A 17,126-nucleotide genomic window follows, 5' to 3' on the forward strand; every position below is an offset into this window, starting at 1 on the left:
CGCCCTTTTCTCGTTCACCGTCCTATTCCAACCTCGAGATCTCCGATGGCCCGTCCCCGCTTCCTTCCCGACAATTTCACCCTGGCGCTGGTCACCACCGTCGTGTTCGCGAGCTTCGTGCCGTGCCGCGGCCAGGTCGCGCAAGGGTTCGACTGGGCGACCGACATCGCCGTCGGCCTGCTGTTCTTCCTGCACGGCGCGAAGCTGTCGCGCGAGGCGGTGATCGCCGGCGCGACGCACTGGCGGCTGCACCTGGTGGTGCTGCTCAGCACCTTCGCGCTGTTCCCGCTGCTCGGGTTCGCGCTCAAGCCGCTGCTCACGCCGCTCGTCACGCCCGCGCTCTACGCGGGCGTGCTGTTCCTCTGCACGCTGCCGTCCACGGTGCAGTCGTCGATCGCGTTCACCTCGATCGCCAAGGGCAACGTGCCGGCCGCCGTCTGCTCGGCGTCGGCCTCCAGCCTGCTCGGCATCTTCATCACGCCGGCGCTGGTCGGCGCGCTCATCACCACCCACTCGGGCACCGGCGCCTCGGCATGGAGCACGGTGGGCAGCATCGTGATGCAACTGCTCGTGCCGTTCCTGGCCGGCCAGGCGATGCGGCCGCTGATCGGCGCCTGGATCGAGCGCAACCGCGGCGTGCTGAAGTTCGTCGACCAGGGCTCGATCCTGCTGGTGGTCTACGTGGCCTTCAGCGAGGCGGTCAACCAAGGCCTCTGGCACCAGATTCCGCCGCTCGCGCTGGGCGGCCTGCTGCTGGTGTGCCTGGTGCTGCTGGCGGTCGCGCTCGGCGTGACCGCGCTCATCAGCAAGCGGCTCGGCTTCAGCCAGGCGGACCGCATCACCATCATTTTCTGCGGCTCGAAGAAGAGCCTCGCGGCCGGCATCCCGATGGCGAAGGTGATCTTCGCCGCCCACACGGTGGGCGCCATCGTGCTGCCGCTGATGCTGTTCCACCAGATCCAGCTGATGGTGTGCGCGGCGCTCGCGCAGCGCTGGGGCGCGCGCGACCTCGCCCTCGACGACCAGCCCAGCGCCTGCGCGAAGCCGCAGTTGAACGCCGGCGAGCGCTGAAGCTCGAAGCAGGGCGCGGGGAAACCGGCGCCGTGTGGTTTGCCAATCCCTAGACAATTCCATAGAAAAACTATAACTAATGAAAAAATGACTATGGAATTGAAGCGGGTAGCGGCCTGACTGGTGCGTGCGCCTCCGGTCGGGCCCGATGTGCGCGGCTCACGTCACAAAAAATTCACTGCGGCCGGACCCACGCCGATTGTTAAATAGTGTGTCCCGTCGTCTGCTCGCCCGTCATGCCCCCGCCCGCCGCTATCGCCGTCGCCGAAACGACCCGCGTCGCCGACCTGCTCGCCGCGGGCGCGCTGAGCGCGCAATTCCAGCCGATCGTCGAGATCGCCGGGGGCGCCATCGTCGGCTACGAAGGCCTGGTGCGCGGCCCGCGCGGCTCGGCCGTCGAGATGCCGGCGGCCCTGTTCGCCCAGGCCGGCCGGGAAGGCTGCTCGCTCGAGCTCGAACTCGCCGCGGCGGCCACCTGCGTCGAGGCGTTCGCGAAATCGGGCGCCGACGGCCAGCTGTTCGTGAACTTCAGCGCGCACGCGATCGTGCAGCTCGCGCGGCAGCGCGCACGCGTGCTCGGCGCGCTGCCGGCCGGGCGCATCGTGGTCGAGCTCACCGAGCAGCACCCGGCCAGCGACCTGCTCGGCCTGCCCTCGGCGCTGGCCGAACTGCGCGGCTCGGGCGTCTCGTTCGCGCTCGACGACTACGGCACCGCCAACGCCAACATGAGTTCGTGGGTGCGCCTGCGGCCCGACATCGTCAAGATCGACCGCTTCTTCATCGACGGCATCGCCAGCGACCCGCGCAAGTTCGAGGCGGTCAAGGCGATGCAGCAGTTCGCGGCGGCCACCGGCGGCCGGCTGATCGCGGAAGGCATCGAATGCGCGGCGGACCTGATCGTGGTGCGCGACCTCGGCATCGACTGCGGGCAGGGCTTCTTTCTCGGCCGGCCGGCGCCGGTGCCGGCGCCGCGCGCGGCGGCCGCGGCCCACGACGCGCTGCTCGCGCAGCACATCGCGGTGTTTCCGGGCCTGCCGCGCACCAGCACGCTGACCCGGCCGAACGCGACGATGGCCGAGAAGATGCGCGTGCCGGCGCCGGCGCTGCCGAGCCACGCCACCAACAATCAGGTGCTCGAACTGTTCCAGCGGCGCCCCGACCTGCATGCGGTGGCGGTGGTGGAGGGCGAGCGGCCGATCGCGCTGATCAACCGGCGCGGCTTCATGGACCGCTACGCGCGGCCCTACCATCGCGAGGTGTTCGGCAAGCGGCCGTGCCTGCAGTTGGCCAACAACGCGCCGCTGATCGTCGACAACGCCACCACCGCGGAACAGCTGACCTCGCTGCTCGCGAGCCACGACCAGCGCTATCTGACCGAGGGCTTCATCATCACCGACCACGGCCGCTACACGGGGCTCGGCACCGGCGAGAGCCTGGTGCGCGCCGTCACCGAGGTGCGGGTCGAGGCCGCGCGCTACGCCAATCCGCTCACGTTCCTGCCCGGCAACATCCCGATCAGTTCGCACATCGCGCGGCTGGTGGGCAAGGACGCGGCGTTCCATGCCTGCTACGTCGATCTGAACCAGTTCAAGCCGTTCAACGACCAGTACGGCTACTGGCAGGGCGACGAGGTGCTGAAGTTCGCCGCCTCGGTGCTGGCCGACGCGTGCGACCCGACCCGCGACTTCCTCGGCCACGTCGGCGGCGACGATTTTCTCGTGCTGTTCCAGAGCGAAGACTGGGAAGCGCGCGCGCAGCGCGCGATCGGCCGCTTCGACGAGGGCGCCCAGCGCTTCTACGCGCATGCGGACCGGCTCGCGGGCGGCATCCGCGGCGAGGACCGGCGCGGCAATCCGGCGTTCTTCGGCTTCGTGACGATGGCGATCGGCTGCGTGAGCGTGCCCGGCACGCGCCGCTACCGCAGCGACGAGATCGCCTCGGTGGCCGCGCTCGCCAAGCGGCGCGCGAAGCAGCGGCCGGGTCACCTGTACCTGATCGACGTGGAGGAAGGCCGCGCCTGGCTGCGCGCCCACGGCGAGCAGCCGCACCTGCCCGACGGCGGCGGCGCGGCACGCCAACCCTGAGCGGCGGGCGAGCCGCGCGGCGCCGCCGCCACGCAGCGAGCCGGCAGGCGCGCGCCGGCACCCCGCCCCCCTTTCGGGCCTGGTCCGGCCGCGCCCGGGCACGGCCGGCCCCGGCCCGCCGGACCGCCGGCGCTCGCCGTTCCGCTCGTTTCGCGCCTGTTTAGCAAACGCACGCTACAGGCGCATTCCGCCCGCCGGCTGAAAAACGCCAAAAATCCGGGTAATTACCAACTTTCCAGGCAGCCCGCGCATCATTTCATCGCGATTTTTTACTATACAATCGCCGACATCCTAAACACCGGATCGGCCAGCATGGGCACCACCATTCGCGATGTCGCGCGGGCGGCGAACGTTTCGATCGGCACCGTTTCGCGCGCGCTGAAGAACCAGCCGGGCCTGTCCGAGGCCACCCGCGAGCGCGTGGTCGCGGTGGCCGCCGAGCTCGGCTACGATCCCGCGCAACTGCGCCCGCGGATTCGCCGGCTCACGTTCCTGCTGCACCGCCAGCACAATAATTTCGCCGCCACGCCGTTCTTCTCGCACGTGCTGCACGGCGTGGAGGAGGCCTGCCGCGAGCGCGGCATCGTGCCGGCGCTGCTGACAGTCGGGCCGACCGACGACGTGCTGCGCCAGATGCGCCCGCACGCGCCCGACGCGATCGCGGTGGCCGGCTTCATGGAGCCCGAGACGATCGACGCGCTCGCCGCCACCGGCCGCCCGCTCGTGCTGATCGACATGTGGGCGCCGGGCCTGCGCTCGGTGAACATCGACAACGGCGCCGGCGCCTCGCTGGCGATGCGGCACCTGTTCGCCGCCGGCCGCCGGCGCATCGCCTTCATCGGCGGCTCGCCCGCGCACCACAGCATCTCGCAGCGCGCGCTCGGGTTCCGCCGCGCGTTCTTCGAGGCGGGGCTGCTGTTCGATCCGTCGCTGGAAGTGACGATCGACGCCGGGCTCGACCCCGACACGGGCGCCGCGCGCGCGATGGAGCGCATCCTCGACGGCGGCGGCCCGCGCCCCGACGCCGTGTTCGCGTTCAACGACGCGGCCGCGCTGGCCGCGATGCGGGTGTGCCTCGCACGCGGGCTGCGCGTGCCCGAGGACATCGCCCTCGTCGGCTTCGACGACATCCCCGGCGCCGCGCACGCGGCCCCGCCGCTCACCACGCTGGCGGTCGACAAGGAAGCGCTCGGCCGCCGCGGCGTGGAGCTGCTGCTCGCCGACGCGCCCGAGGAAACCGAAATTCGCCTGCCCGTGCGGCTGATCGAGCGCGCGAGCAGTTCCGCCGCGGCGCATGCGCCGCGCCCCCTCACCCCGGTAATCGCCTCATGACGAACCCAGCTTCGCCGACCGCGCCGGACACGCCGGTGCCGCACGTCGCGGACTTCCGCGACGCGGCCTTCCTGATGTCGCACGTGCAGCACACGCTGCGCTTCTACGCGCCGACGGTATTCGATCCGACCGGCGGCTTCTTCCATTTCTTCCGCGACGACGGCTCGATCTACGACCACACCACGCGCCACCTCGTCAGCAGCTGCCGCTTCGTCTTCAACTACGCGATGGCGTACCGGCAGTTCGGCGACCGCCAGCACCAGGACTACGCGCGCCACGGCCTGCGCTTCCTGCGCGAGGCGCACTGGGACCCGGCACACGCCGGCTACGATTGGGAACTCGAGTGGCGCGACGGCCGCAAGGCCGCCACGCGCGACGCCACGCGCCACTGCTACGGGCTGGCGTTCGTGCTGCTGGCCGCCGCGCACGCGGTGATGGCCGGCATCGAGGAAGGCCGCGAGCTGGTGGGCCACACCTTCGCGCTGATGGAGCAGCATTTCTGGGACGCCGCGGGCGGGCTCTACAAGGACGAGGCCACGGCCGACTGGCAGGTGTCCGGCTACCGCGGCCAGAACGCCAACATGCATGCCACCGAAGCGCTGCTGGCCGCCTACGAGGCCACCGGCGAGACGCGCTACCTCGACCGCGCCGAACGGGTCGCCGCGAACATCACGCAGCGCCAGGCCGCGCTCTCGCAGAACCTGGTGTGGGAGCACTATCACGCCGACTGGTCGATCGACTGGGACTACAACAAGGAAGACAGCACCAATATCTTCCGCCCCTGGGGCTTCCAGCCGGGCCATCAGACCGAGTGGGCCAAGCTGCTGCTGATCCTCGAGCGGCATCGCCCGCTCGACTGGCTGCTGCCGCGCGCGATCGAGCTGTTCGACGCGGCGTTCGCGCATGCCTGGGACAGCGAGCACGGCGGGCTGGTCTACGGCTTCGGCCCCGACTACACCGTGTGCGACCACGACAAGTATTTCTGGGTGCAGGCCGAGACCTTCGCCGCCGCCGCGCTGCTCGGCGCGCGCACCGGCAGCGAGCGCTTCTGGGACTGCTACGACGAGATCTGGCGCTACAGCTGGCAGCATTTCGTCGACCACCGCTACGGCGCCTGGTATCGCATCCTCACCTGCGACAACCGCAAGTACAGCGACGAGAAGAGCCCGGCCGGCAAGACCGACTATCACACCATGGGCGCCTGCTACGAGGTGCTCAACGCGCTGCCCGGCGCGAGCGGCAACGCCCTCGCGCATCGCAAGGAGAACGCATGATGAGCGGCACTTCGCCTGACACGCCCTTTCCGCGGTTCGTCTCGGCCGGCGACATCCTGACCGACATGGTTCGCCACGACGCCGCGCAATGGACCTCGGTGCCGGGCGGCGCCGGCTGGAACGTGGCGCGCGCGGTGGCGCGGCTCGGCGTGCCGAGCGCCGCGGTGGGCGCGCTCGGCCGCGACTGCTTCTCCGACGTGCTGTGGCGCGAGAGCGAGGCGGCCGGTCTCGACCTGCGCTTTCTGCAGCGCGTCGACCGGCCGCCGCTGCTGGCGGTGGTCCACCAGACCCGGCCGCCCGCCTACTTCTTCATCGGCGAGAACAGCGCCGATCTGGCGTTCGATCCGGCCGCGCTGCCGGCAGGCTGGGAAGCGCCGCTCGAATGGGCGCATTTCGGCTGCATCAGCCTCGTGCGCGAGCCGCTCGCCAGCACGCTGATCGCGCTGGCGGGCACGCTGCGTGCCAAGGGCGTGAAGATCAGCTTCGACCCGAATTACCGCAACCTGATGACGGCCGCGTACCGGCCCACGCTCGAGAAGATGGTGAAGCTGGCCGATCTCGTGAAGGTGTCCGACGAGGACCTGCGCCACCTGTTCGACGGTGACGAGGCCGAGGCGATCGCCACGCTGCGCGCGCTGAACCCGGCGGCCGCGTTGCTGGTCACGCGCGGCGCACAGCCGGCCACGCTCTATGCCGACGGCCAGACGCTCGAGGCGCAGCCGCCGCGCGTGGAGGTGGCCGACACCGTCGGTGCCGGCGACGCCTCGATCGGCGGCCTGCTGGTGAGCCTGATGACGGCGCCGCGGCGCGGCTGGGGCGAGCATCTGGCGTTCGCGCTCGCGGCCGGCGCGGCCGCCTGCCGGCACACGGGCGCGCATGCGCCGACGCTCGACGAGGTCGACGCGCTGCTCGGCACGCGGTGATGCACGCGGCGCGGGCGGCGCGGGCGGCCCCACCGCGCCGCCCGCAGATAATCCGGCGGCGCCCCGCGCGCGATGCTAGGATGCAAGCTCCCCTCTACGGGAGATCCTCATGGACGGAATCCGCATGACGGCCCGCGGCTATACGGCGACAGCCTATACGCGCGCGGCCAACGGGGGCCGCTTCCGCGGCTATGTCATTCTTTCCCGCTCGGACGGCGACACGCCGGACAACACCCAGTACGAGACGCAATATGTCCGCGCCGACGAGCACGAAGCGCTCGACGACGCCGAGGCCCTGGTGCGGCGCATCCTCGGCGAACTCTCGCACTGAGTCCGCCGCCCGCATTGCCGAGCCGGTCCGCCGCCCGCGCGGCGGGCCGCGCCCGCCCTCCTCACCAGAGCCGCGCGAGCACCGACACGATCGCCATCACCACCAGCGTGGACATGAATGGAAACGGATGGGCGCGCGAGCCGATCCGCAGCGTCACGTCGCCGGGCAGCCGGCCCACGCCGAGCTTCGACAGCCACGGCCAGGTGCGCGCCAGCACCATCACCGCGATGAAGGACACCAGCAGCCAGCGAAACATCGGATCTCCTCCGCCTCAGAGCGCGTGCGAGCGTTCGCCGCGCGCGAAGGCGGCAAGGCCATCGATGCCGCGGCCGAACGCAATCACCTTGAACAGCTCGCCCATCTCCGCTTCGGAAATCAGCTTCTGCACCGCGTTCGCGGCCGGCAGGAAGCGCGCGGGGTCGGACGGATCGATCGCGGCCAGCACCTCGGTGATGCCGGCATTCAGCAGGAAGCGGCCCTGCGAGGTATAGCCGAGCAGCTCGGCGCCGGCCGCCACGCCGGCCGCATGGATCCCCGAGAACTCGACGTGCGCGGTGATGTCCTGCAGCCCCGGCCAGACGAACGGATCGCCATGCGCGCGGTGCCGGTAATGGCACATCAACGTGCCCTCGGCGCGCTGCGGATGGTAGTACTCGGCGGCCGGGAAGCCGTAGTCGATGAAGAACGCCGCGCCGCGCGCGAGCATCGTGCAGACGGTGCGCGTGAAGGCGCGCGCGGCCTCGTGCGTCTCGGTCAGGTAGCCGGCCGGCAGGTCGAGCGCGGCGAGCGTGTCGATCAGCTCCGGCGCGTGCGCCGCGAGCGGCCGGTCCTCGAACACGAACGCGCGCGACGCGGCATCGACGGCCACGCCGCGCTCGCGCCAGCCGGCGCCGGCCCCGGCGGCGCGCAGCACCAGCCGCACCGGCATCGCGTCGAGCACCTCGTTGCCGATCACCACGCCCTCAAAGCGCTCGGGCAGCGCGTCGAGCCACTGCACGCGCGCCGCCAGCGCGGCCGGCAACGCGGCCGCGAGCGTGGCGCGCTGGCGCTCGCGCAGCTCGCCCGACAGCTCGACGATCTGGTAGTGCTCGGGCGCGGCGCCGAGCGCCTCGAGCGCGGCCAGCAGCCCCGCCGCGAGCCGCCCGGTGCCGGCGCCGAACTCCATCACGCGCCGCGTGCCGCTCGCGCCGAGCGCCTCGGCCACCGGCCGCGCGAGCGTGTGGGCGAACAGCGGCGAGAGCTCCGGCGCCGTCACGAAATCGCTGCCGTCGTCGCCGCGCCGGCCGAACTTGCGCGCGCCGCCGCTGTAGTAGCCCAGGCCCGGCGCGTACAGCGCGCGCTCCATGAAGCGCGAGAACGGCAGCCATCCGCCCGCCGCCGCGATCTCGGCACGCAGCGACGCGGCCAGCGTTTCGGACTGGGCGAGCGCGTCCGGGCCGGGAACGGGTAAACTAGCGGGTTCGTGAGCTTTCGGGTTCATCCCGGCATTGTAAATGACCGCATCCGCCGTAACGTCCGCCGCCGCGCTGCCCGACGCGCGCGTGGTGCTGATCACGGGCGCGGCACCGATTCCGGCTGGCCCGGCCGGGCCGGCCGGAATCGGTGCCGCGCTGGCGCGCGCGTTCGCGCGGCGCGGCTGGGACGTGGCGCTCGCGGTGGACGCCGAGGCGGCCCGGCCCGGGGCCGAGGCGCTGGCCGCCGAGATCGCCGCGCTCGGCCGCCGCGCGGCGGTGCTGGTGGCCGACCTCGCCAGCGAAGCGGGCGCCGCCGCGCTGGTGCCGGCCTGCTGCGACGCGCTCGGCCGGCCCGGCTGCATCGTCTGCCACGGCGATCCGGCCCCGGCCGACGACGCGCTCAACGCCGGCCACGCCTCGCTGACCGCCGCGTTCGCGCGGCTCGTCGCGGCGCCGGTGGTGCTCGGCCGCGCGCTCGCGGCCGCCACCCCGGAGGCCGCGCGCGAGGACGAGCGGCTGCGGGCGGTGCTGATCCACGTGCTCGACGACGCGCTGTACCATCCGGCACCGCAGCGGCTCTCGCAGGCGCTGGCACAGGCCGCGCTGCATCGCGCCACCGCCGCGCAGGCACTGGCGCTGGCGCCGAAGGTGCGCGTGGCGGGGCTGGTGCGCGGGCGCGCGCCGCACGCCGACGAGCTGGCCGAGGCGGCCTGCTATCTGGCCGAGGCGCCGGGCGTGACGGGCGCCACGCTCGCCGTGGACGGCGGCGAGCACCTCGCGCCGCCTGCCGGCGACGGCCGGGCCGAAGCGGCCCTCGCCGGCCGCCCCTGACTCGCGTGCCAGCACGCCAACCCGCAACCTGATTGGAACCACCATGTTTTCCGCCCTCCTGCACCCCAGGCTCGCCGACTGCCGCAGACTCTATCTGCGCGACCACGAGGTCTCCATGCGTATCGGCGCGTTCGAGCACGAGAAGCGCGGCGAACAGCGCGTGGTCGTCAACATCGACGTGTTCGTGCCGCTGGCGCTGACCACCCCGCTGGCCGACAAGCTGCGCGAGGTGATCGACTACGATCTGATGAAACAGGCCGTCGCGCATTGCGTGGCGAGCGGCCATATCCACCTGCAGGAAACGCTGGTCGACTCGATCGCCGCGCGCCTGCTCGCGCACCCCGCCGTGCGCGCGGTGCGCGTCTCCACCGAGAAACCGGACGCCTACCCCGATTGCGACGCAGTGGGCGTCGAAGTCTTCCGCATCAAGGACGAGGAGCGCGCATGAACGCCCCCCATACCCCCGCACACGCCGAGGCCGCGCAGGCCGTCGAGGCCAACGTCGCCGATCTCGGCCGCCGCGCGCTCACGCGCCGCGAGCAGAAGGAGGCCTACGAGAACAACAAGCTGTTCAAGCGGCTCGCGCGCCAGGTCGGCCAGGCGATCGGCGACTACAACATGATCGAGGACGGCGACAAGGTGATGGTCTGCCTGTCGGGCGGCAAGGACAGCTACGCGATGCTCGACATCCTGCTGCGCCTGCGCGAGCGCGCGCCGATCGACTTCGAGATCGTCGCCGTCAACCTCGACCAGAAGCAGCCGGGCTTTCCCGAGCACGTCCTGCCCGAGTACCTGACGCGGATCGGCGTGCCGTTCCACATCGAGAACCAGGACACCTACAGCATCGTCAAGCGGCTGGTGCCCGAGGGCAAGACCACCTGCTCGCTGTGCTCGCGGCTGCGCCGCGGCATCCTCTACCGCGTGGCGGGCGAGCTCGGCGCCACCAAGATCGCGCTCGGCCACCATCGCGACGACATCCTGCAGACGCTGCTGCTGAACCTGTTCTACGGCGGCAAGCTCAAGGGCATGCCGCCCAAGCTGCAGTCCGACGACGGCAGGAACATCGTGATCCGCCCGCTCGCCTACGTGAAGGAAGTCGATCTCGAGAAGTACGCCGAGCTGCGCGAATTCCCGATCATCCCGTGCAACCTCTGCGGCAGCCAGCCGAACCTGAAGCGCGCCGAGATGAAGGCGCTGGTGCGCGACTGGGACAAGCGCTTCCCGGGCCGCGTCGACAACATGTTCAGCGCGCTCGCCAACGTCGTGCCCTCGCACCTGATGGACACCGGGCTGTTCCCGTTCGCCGGGCTGCGCGCCACCGGCCAGGCCGACCCGGCCGGCGACATCGCGTTCGACGAGGAGCCGTGCGGCACCGGCGCGCCGGACGCGGGCGGCGCCAGGCCGATCTCGATCGTATCGTTCGACGATCTGTAACAATCCCGCTCGATTGCCGCGAAACGCCCGCCGGATGGGCGTTTCGCGGCACGGCGCGGCGCCGCCCGGCGCGATCGGCGCGCCCCCTGCGTGCTAGAATTCGGCACTTCGAACTCTCCCGACGCTGGCGCCATGAATATCGTGATTTTGGCGGCAGGCACCGGCAAGCGCATGCGATCCGCGCTGCCGAAGGTGCTCCATCCCCTGGCTGGCAAGCCGCTCCTCTCCCACGTTCTCGATACCGCCCGCACGCTCGCGCCGTCGCGCCTGGTGGTGGTGGTCGGCCATGGCGCGGAGGCCGTGCAGGCCGCCGTGGCCGCGCCCGACGTGCAGTTCGCGCTGCAGTCGCAGCAGCTGGGCACCGGCCACGCGGTGCGGCAGGCACTGCCCTTGCTCGACCCGGCCCAGCCCACCCTGGTGCTGTACGGCGACGTGCCGCTCACGCGCGCCGGCACGCTGCGGCGGCTCGTCGAGGCGGCCACCGACGCGCGCTACGGCATCCTCACCGTCACGCTCGACGATCCGACCGGCTATGGGCGCATCGTGCGCGACACCGCCGGCAGCGTCACGCGCATCGTCGAGCAGAAGGACGCCTCGCCCGAGCAGCTGCGCATCGCCGAGATCAACACCGGCATCATCGTCACGCCCACCGCCCAGCTCGCGATGTGGCTCGGCGCGCTCGGCAACGACAACGCCCAGGGCGAGTACTACCTGACCGACGTGGTCGAGCAGGCCATCGAGGCCGGCTTCGAGGTGGTGACGACCCAGCCCGACGAGGAATGGGAAACGCTCGGCGTCAACAGCAAGGCGCAGCTCGCCGAACTCGAGCGCATCCACCAGCGCAACCTGGCCGAGGCGCTGCTGGCCGACGGCGTGACGCTCGCCGATCCGGCCCGCCTCGACATCCGCGGCTCGCTGGTGTGCGGGCGCGACGTGTCGATCGACGTGAACTGCGTGTTCGAGGGCGCCGTGGAGCTGGCCGACGGCGTGACGGTCGGCGCGAACTGCGTGATCCGCCATACCCGGATCGGCGCCGGCACGCGCATCGAGGCGTTCTCGCACCTGGAGGGCGCGCAGGTCGGCGCGCAGGCCGTGGTCGGGCCGTATGCGCGGCTGCGGCCCGGCGCGGCGCTGGCCGACGAGGCGCACGTGGGCAACTTCGTCGAGGTGAAGAACGCCGTGCTCGGGCACGGCGCGAAGGCCAACCACCTCACCTACCTCGGCGACGCCGACATCGGCGCGCGCGTCAACATCGGCGCCGGCACCATCACCTGCAACTACGACGGCGCGAACAAGTTCCGCACCGTGATCGAGGACGACGTGTTCGTCGGCTCCGACACGCAGCTCGTCGCGCCGGTGCGCGTGGGCGCGGGCGCGACGATCGCGGCCGGCACCACGGTGTGGAAGGACGTGGCGAGCGGCCAGCTCGTGCTCAACGACAAGCAGCAGACCGAGAAGGCCGGCTACGTGCGGCCCACCAAGAAGAAGAGCTGAACGGTTCCGGCGGCTCAACACAGTTTCGGAAGGCGCACCTGGGTGGCGCCTTCCTCATTTCGGAGGATCGATCGCCATGTGCGGCATTGTCGGCGCAGTTGCGCAACGTAACATCGTTCCGGTGCTGATCGAAGGTCTGCGCCGGCTGGAATACCGCGGGTACGACTCGTGCGGAGTGGCCGTGCTCGAGGGCGGCGAGCCCAGGCGCGCGCGCAGCGTCTCGCGCGTGGCCGACCTCGACGCGCAGGTGCGCGAGACCGGCCTCGAGGGCATGACCGGCATCTCGCATACGCGCTGGGCCACGCACGGCGCGCCCGTCACGCACAACGCGCATCCGATCTTCTCGCGCGACACGGTCGCGCTGGTTCACAACGGCATCATCGAGAACTACGAGACGCTGCGCGAGACGCTGCGCGCGAAGGGCTACGAGTTCGTGTCGCAGACCGACACCGAGGTGATCGCGCATCTCGTGCACAGCCTCTATCGCGGCGACCTGTTCGCCGCCGTGCGCGAGGCCGTCGCGCAGCTGCACGGCGCCTATGCGATCGCCGTGATCCACAAGGACCAGCCCAACACCGTGGTGGGCGCGCGGCAGGGCTCGCCGCTGGTGGTCGGCTTCGGCGACGGCGAGAACTTCCTGGCCTCCGACGCGCTGGCGCTGGCCGGCAGCACCGACCGCTTCACGTTCCTCGAGGAAGGCGACGTCTGCGAGCTGTCGCTCGACAGCGTGAAGATCGTCGACCGCAGCGGCGCGCACGTGGAGCGCGAGGTGCGCACCGTAAGCGCCTACGGCGGCGCCGTCGAACTCGGCCCGTACCGCCACTTCATGCAGAAGGAAATCTTCGAGCAGCCGCGCGCGATCGCCGACACCATCCCGCCCATCGAAGCGTTCGAGGCCGCACTGTTCGGCGCGGGCGCGGCCGAGACCTTCGCCGACATCGACAGCCTGCTGATCCTCGCCTGCGGCACCAGCTACTACTCGGGCATGACCGCCAAGTACTGGCTCGAATCGATCGCGAAGATCCCCACCCAGGTGGAGATCGCCAGCGAGTACCGCTACCGCGACTCGGTGCCGAACCCGCGCGCGCTGGTGGTGGTGATCTCGCAGTCGGGCGAGACCGCCGACACGCTCGCCGCGCTCAAGCACGCGCAGTCGCTGGGCCACCAGCGCACGCTGGCCGTCTGCAACGTGGCGACCAGCGCGATGGTGCGCCAGACCGGGCTGCAGTTCCTGACGCGCGCCGGCACCGAGATCGGCGTGGCCTCGACCAAGGCGTTCACCACCCAGCTGGTGGCGCTGTTCCTGCTCGCGGCCACGCTCGGCAAGGTGCGCGGGCACGTGGACGCGGCCCGCGAGGCCGACTACATCCGTCAGCTGCGCCACCTGCCGGCCGCGCTGAACAGCGTGCTGGCGCTGGAGCCGCAGATCATCGCCTGGTCGGAGGAGTTCTCGCGCAAGGAGAACGCGCTGTTCCTCGGCCGCGGGCTGCACTACCCGATCGCGCTGGAAGGCGCACTGAAGCTCAAGGAGATTTCGTATATCCACGCGGAAGCCTATCCGGCCGGCGAGCTGAAGCACGGGCCGCTCGCGCTGGTGACGGAGGCGATGCCGGTGGTGACGGTGGCGCCGAACGACACGCTGCTGGAGAAGCTGAAGTCGAACATGCAGGAAGTGCGCGCGCGCGGCGGCGAGCTGTACGTGTTCGCCGACGCCGACACGCACATCGTCAACGACGAGGGGCTGCATGTGATCCGGATGCCGGAGCACTACGGCGCGCTGTCGCCGATCCTGCACGTGGTGCCGCTGCAGCTGCTGGCGTATCACACCGCTTGCGCGCGAGGCACGGACGTGGACAAGCCGCGGAATCTGGCGAAGTCGGTGACGGTGGAGTGAGGGCGGCGGGGCGGGAGCCCCGTCGCGTCGCAACGCCCCGCGCAGCCGATGCGGGAGGCGCTCATGCCGGCCCTTCATGCCGGCCGCTCGTGCCGGTCCCGCCGAGCGGCCCGCGGCGGCACGCGATGCCGTGCCCCGGAACCAGCCGCACCTCGCCGCGCGTGGCTCCATCGATCCGGCGCCGCCTGGCACTCATCAGCGCGGCTTGGCGCTCCTATACTCGGCACGAAACCACTGCCACAGGAGTACCTCGTCGTGAATCAATCATGGTTGGTCCGTTACGCCGCGCCGGAGGATTTCGATGCGTGGCTGCCGCTCTGGGACGGCTACAACGCGTTCTACGGGCGCGCGGGCGCCACGGCGCTGCCGCGCGAGATCACCGATCTCACCTGGCGCCGCTTCTTCGACGGCTACGAGCCGATGCACGCGATGGTGGCCGAATCGGCGGGCCGGCTCGTCGGGCTCGTGCACTTTCTCTACCATCGCCACACCACCCTGGCCGGCCCGATCTGCTACCTGCAGGATCTGTTCACGCTGGAAGCGACGCGCGGCAAGGGCGTGGGCCGCGCGCTGATCGAGGCCGTCTACGCGCAGGCGAAGCGCGACGGCGCCGAGCGCGTCTACTGGCAGACGCACGAAACCAACCAGACGGCGATGCGGCTCTACGATCGGGTCGCCGAGAAGTCCGGCTTCCTCGTCTACCGGCACGCGCTGTAGCCCGCCCGCGGCAGGCCCGGCCAGGCGGCCGGGCCGTTGGCCTGCGCCGCGCGCCGGGGCTCAGGCCGCGTCGTTGCCGGTGCCGCCGGCCTTCTTCTTCATCAGCGTCATCACGAACGGCAGGCACAGCAGGCTCACGAGCGCGCCGTCCACGGCGTTGTTGATCATGGTGCCGCCGAACTCGCCGAACTTCGGCGTGGTGACGCCGGTGCCGATCCAGGCCGAGCCCGAGATCGCCTGATCGAACAGCGACATCCGCGAGATGGTCTTCTCGAACGCATCGCCCCAGTCGGAGCCGCCCGGCATGCGGATCGGATCATGGCCGATCGCCATCTGCGGCACGGACGCCCAGCCTTCGCCGAGCGCCTGCTCGATCACGCTGCCGGTGAGCTTGTCGAACACCTCGCCGAGCATGTTGGCGCCCACGTAGGCGCCGCCGTTGAGCACCACCTCGCGGCCGAGCTTGCCCTTGGCCTGCGCGGCCTCGGTCTGGTTGGTCATCTTCGAGATCTCGTCGAGCTTGTTGGCGAAGCCCGCGCCCGAGGTGCCGCCGGCCGTTTGCGCCCAGTTCACGAGGAACTGATTGGCGCTGTACGGCGCGAAATTGACCAGCTGGGCGAGCAGCGCATTGCCGGCCTGCGGGTTCTCCGAGTACGGCTTGACGGTATTGGCGGCATCCCGCAGGCCCGCGTAGACGACGGTCCGCGTCAGTTGCGGCAGCAGGTCCTTCAGGTTGCCGGTGCGGCCGGCGCCGATCGCGGTGGAAATCAGGCCGACCAGCTGCAGCACGTTGCCGGCGTTGGCGGTGGGCGTGTTGGTGTGGCGCGAGCGGCGCATCAGCATGGCGGCGATGTTGCCGAGGCCGACCAGCGCGATGATGGCACCGGCGGCGGCTTCCTGCGCCTTCAGCGAACCCTCGCCCTGGTGCGCGTTCTGCAGATGCTGGACGAGGCCCGCCACCACCTCGCGGATCGCCGTGGTCAGGCCGACCGCGACCGCTTCGTGGCCACCGACCTGGCCGACGTTGCCGAGCCAGTTCATCAGCGCGCTCTTCTGCGCGGCCGCGGCGCCCGTCGTGGCGCCCGCCGCCGTGCCGCCGGTGCCGGGCGGATGCATCGCGATGGCATCGTCGTCCATGCCCACCGCCTCGCTTTCCGACGACGTGCTAGCGCGCTCCAATGCCACTTGATGCGCGGCGTCGAACAGCGCGTCGAGGTGGTAGTCGCTGCTCGAATCGGAGCCGGGCCTGCTGCTCTCGCTCGCGTGGCCGTCTTCGGACGAGGCCGGGCTGGCGGACGGGCTCGGCTGCGCATACAGGCCGCGCAGGCCGAGGCTCGACGGCGTGCTGGGCGCGCCGCCGGCGGCGCTGCCGTCCTCGGACGAGGCCGAGCTGCTGCCGGCGGACTGGCCGTACAGGCCGCGCAGGCCGAGGCTCGACGGCGTGCTGGGCGCGCCGCCGGCGGCGCTGCCGTCCTCGGACGAGGCCGAGCTGTTGCCGGCGGACTGGCCGTACAGGCCGCGCAGGCCGAGGCTCGACGGCGTGTTTGCCCCCGAGTTCGGCACGCTGCTCGAATGGAACAGGCGGCCGAGCGCGAAGCTCGACGGCGAACTCGACGCCACGCTGGCGCGGTCCGACGCGCCCGGCGCTTCGCTGGCGAGATGCGGCGCCATTTCGGCAAACAGCTCCAGCAGTTGCGAGACTTTTTCCAGGTCGCCGGCGATCGCGGCCCGGGTTTCCTCGAGCGTCATCGGCGTGTTGGCCGGCGCGCTCAGCGATGCCGTGCTGATCTCGGCGATCGGGCTCGACGCAGCGGAGCCGCCCGCGGCCGGCGAATCGATCGCCTCCTTGATGCTGCGCGCGAGCAGCGTCTCGGTGGGCGGCAGATCCGCGGGCGGATCCCCCACTTCGGCGAGCGATCTCGGCAGATGGCTGTCGGACACGCTGCGCAGATGCAGCCCTTGCGTGCGCGCGTTCAGCGCGATCGGGCCGTGCGGCGCGCCGGTACTGCCCGGTAGCGGCATGGTGCGCACCGACGAACGCGACGGCGCATCCGACGCATCCGACGCATTCGATGTGCCGCGCGAGCGGGTCGTCAGCGCGCCCGTCAGCGCGTTGGTCGCTTGCGGGGTCGGCGCGCCGACTGCGGGCTGCTGCGTGCCGTGCGACGAGGGCGTCGGCGATGACGGACCGGTGTCGGCAGACGACGCGCCGCTGGTGACTCTTGGGGACATGGCAAGGCTCACGGAATGAAATTGAACATTGACACTATAGAAACCCGGTGCGCCC

15 protein-coding genes are annotated in these 17,126 nt (G+C 71.1%); 12 read left to right on the top strand and 3 right to left on the bottom strand.

Going from position 1 to position 17,126, the window contains the following annotated elements; genetic code table 11:
• The first annotated feature begins 45 nt into the window (after positions 1-45).
• The 6 genes from KS03_RS16140 (at position 46) to KS03_RS16165 (ending at position 7,015) form a co-directional block, all read left to right on the top strand.
• The gene (locus tag KS03_RS16140) at positions 46-1,071 is read left to right on the top strand and encodes a bile acid:sodium symporter family protein (protein ID WP_015877182.1); all 1,026 of its coding nucleotides are present in this window, start codon (positions 46-48) and stop codon (positions 1,069-1,071) included.
• Between the two features lie 236 nt (positions 1,072-1,307).
• A complete protein-coding gene (locus KS03_RS16145; RefSeq protein ID WP_015877183.1) occupies positions 1,308-3,155 on the top strand; it encodes an EAL domain-containing protein in 1,848 nt (615 codons plus the stop codon).
• Positions 3,156-3,467: 312 nt separating this feature from the next.
• Positions 3,468-4,487, top strand: coding sequence for a LacI family DNA-binding transcriptional regulator (locus KS03_RS16150; RefSeq protein WP_015877184.1), 1,020 nt, complete (start codon positions 3,468-3,470; stop codon positions 4,485-4,487).
• Positions 4,484-5,761: an AGE family epimerase/isomerase gene (locus KS03_RS16155; protein ID WP_015877185.1), complete on the top strand. Its 1,278-nt coding sequence runs from the start codon at positions 4,484-4,486 to the stop codon at positions 5,759-5,761. The genes KS03_RS16150 and KS03_RS16155 overlap by 4 nt, the downstream gene beginning before the upstream one ends.
• Positions 5,758-6,684 (top strand): carbohydrate kinase family protein, encoded by a 927-nt coding sequence (locus KS03_RS16160; protein WP_015877186.1) that lies wholly within the window; start codon positions 5,758-5,760, stop codon positions 6,682-6,684. The genes KS03_RS16155 and KS03_RS16160 overlap by 4 nt, the downstream gene beginning before the upstream one ends.
• Positions 6,685-6,793: 109 nt before the next feature.
• Positions 6,794-7,015: a hypothetical protein gene (locus KS03_RS16165; protein ID WP_015877187.1), complete on the top strand. Its 222-nt coding sequence runs from the start codon at positions 6,794-6,796 to the stop codon at positions 7,013-7,015.
• Between the two features lie 61 nt (positions 7,016-7,076).
• On the opposite strand, the gene KS03_RS16170 is transcribed toward KS03_RS16165, so the two are convergent.
• Together KS03_RS16170 and KS03_RS16175 are read right to left on the bottom strand one after the other, a co-directional pair.
• On the bottom strand, positions 7,077-7,271 hold the full coding sequence (locus tag KS03_RS16170; RefSeq protein WP_015877188.1) for a DUF2905 domain-containing protein: 195 nt from the start codon (positions 7,269-7,271) through the stop codon (positions 7,077-7,079).
• Positions 7,272-7,286: 15 nt separating this feature from the next.
• Positions 7,287-8,495: a class I SAM-dependent methyltransferase gene (locus tag KS03_RS16175; protein ID WP_015877189.1), complete on the bottom strand. Its 1,209-nt coding sequence runs from the start codon at positions 8,493-8,495 to the stop codon at positions 7,287-7,289.
• A gap of 13 nt (positions 8,496-8,508) precedes the next feature.
• Between KS03_RS16175 and KS03_RS16180 the strand changes: the two genes are divergently transcribed.
• The 6 genes from KS03_RS16180 (at position 8,509) to KS03_RS16205 (ending at position 14,839) form a co-directional block, all read left to right on the top strand.
• Entirely contained in the window at positions 8,509-9,300 is a 792-nt protein-coding gene (locus KS03_RS16180; RefSeq protein ID WP_015877190.1) for an SDR family NAD(P)-dependent oxidoreductase, read from the top strand.
• A 43-nt stretch (positions 9,301-9,343) separates the two neighbouring features.
• On the top strand, positions 9,344-9,748 hold the full coding sequence (locus KS03_RS16185) for a dihydroneopterin aldolase (protein ID WP_017923139.1): 405 nt from the start codon (positions 9,344-9,346) through the stop codon (positions 9,746-9,748).
• Positions 9,745-10,734, top strand: a complete 990-nt coding sequence (gene ttcA, locus KS03_RS16190) for a tRNA 2-thiocytidine(32) synthetase TtcA (protein WP_015877192.1) — start codon at positions 9,745-9,747, stop codon at positions 10,732-10,734. Before KS03_RS16185 ends, ttcA begins: the two co-directional genes overlap by 4 nt.
• Before the next feature lie 132 nt (positions 10,735-10,866).
• The gene (gene glmU, locus KS03_RS16195) at positions 10,867-12,228 is read left to right on the top strand and encodes a bifunctional UDP-N-acetylglucosamine diphosphorylase/glucosamine-1-phosphate N-acetyltransferase GlmU (RefSeq protein ID WP_015877193.1); all 1,362 of its coding nucleotides are present in this window, start codon (positions 10,867-10,869) and stop codon (positions 12,226-12,228) included.
• 76 nt (positions 12,229-12,304) lie between these two features.
• Entirely contained in the window at positions 12,305-14,122 is a 1,818-nt protein-coding gene (gene glmS, locus KS03_RS16200; RefSeq protein ID WP_015877194.1) for a glutamine--fructose-6-phosphate transaminase (isomerizing), read from the top strand.
• A gap of 255 nt (positions 14,123-14,377) precedes the next feature.
• A complete protein-coding gene (locus KS03_RS16205) occupies positions 14,378-14,839 on the top strand; it encodes a GNAT family N-acetyltransferase (protein ID WP_015877195.1) in 462 nt (153 codons plus the stop codon).
• A gap of 60 nt (positions 14,840-14,899) precedes the next feature.
• Here KS03_RS16205 and KS03_RS16210 read toward each other — a convergent pair whose 3' ends face one another.
• The gene (locus tag KS03_RS16210) at positions 14,900-17,071 is read right to left on the bottom strand and encodes a hypothetical protein (protein ID WP_050811426.1); all 2,172 of its coding nucleotides are present in this window, start codon (positions 17,069-17,071) and stop codon (positions 14,900-14,902) included.
• Between the last annotated feature and the right edge of the window lie 55 nt (positions 17,072-17,126).

This window comes from Burkholderia glumae LMG 2196 = ATCC 33617, from assembly GCF_000960995.1.
Classification (GTDB): Bacteria; Pseudomonadota; Gammaproteobacteria; order Burkholderiales; family Burkholderiaceae; genus Burkholderia; species Burkholderia glumae.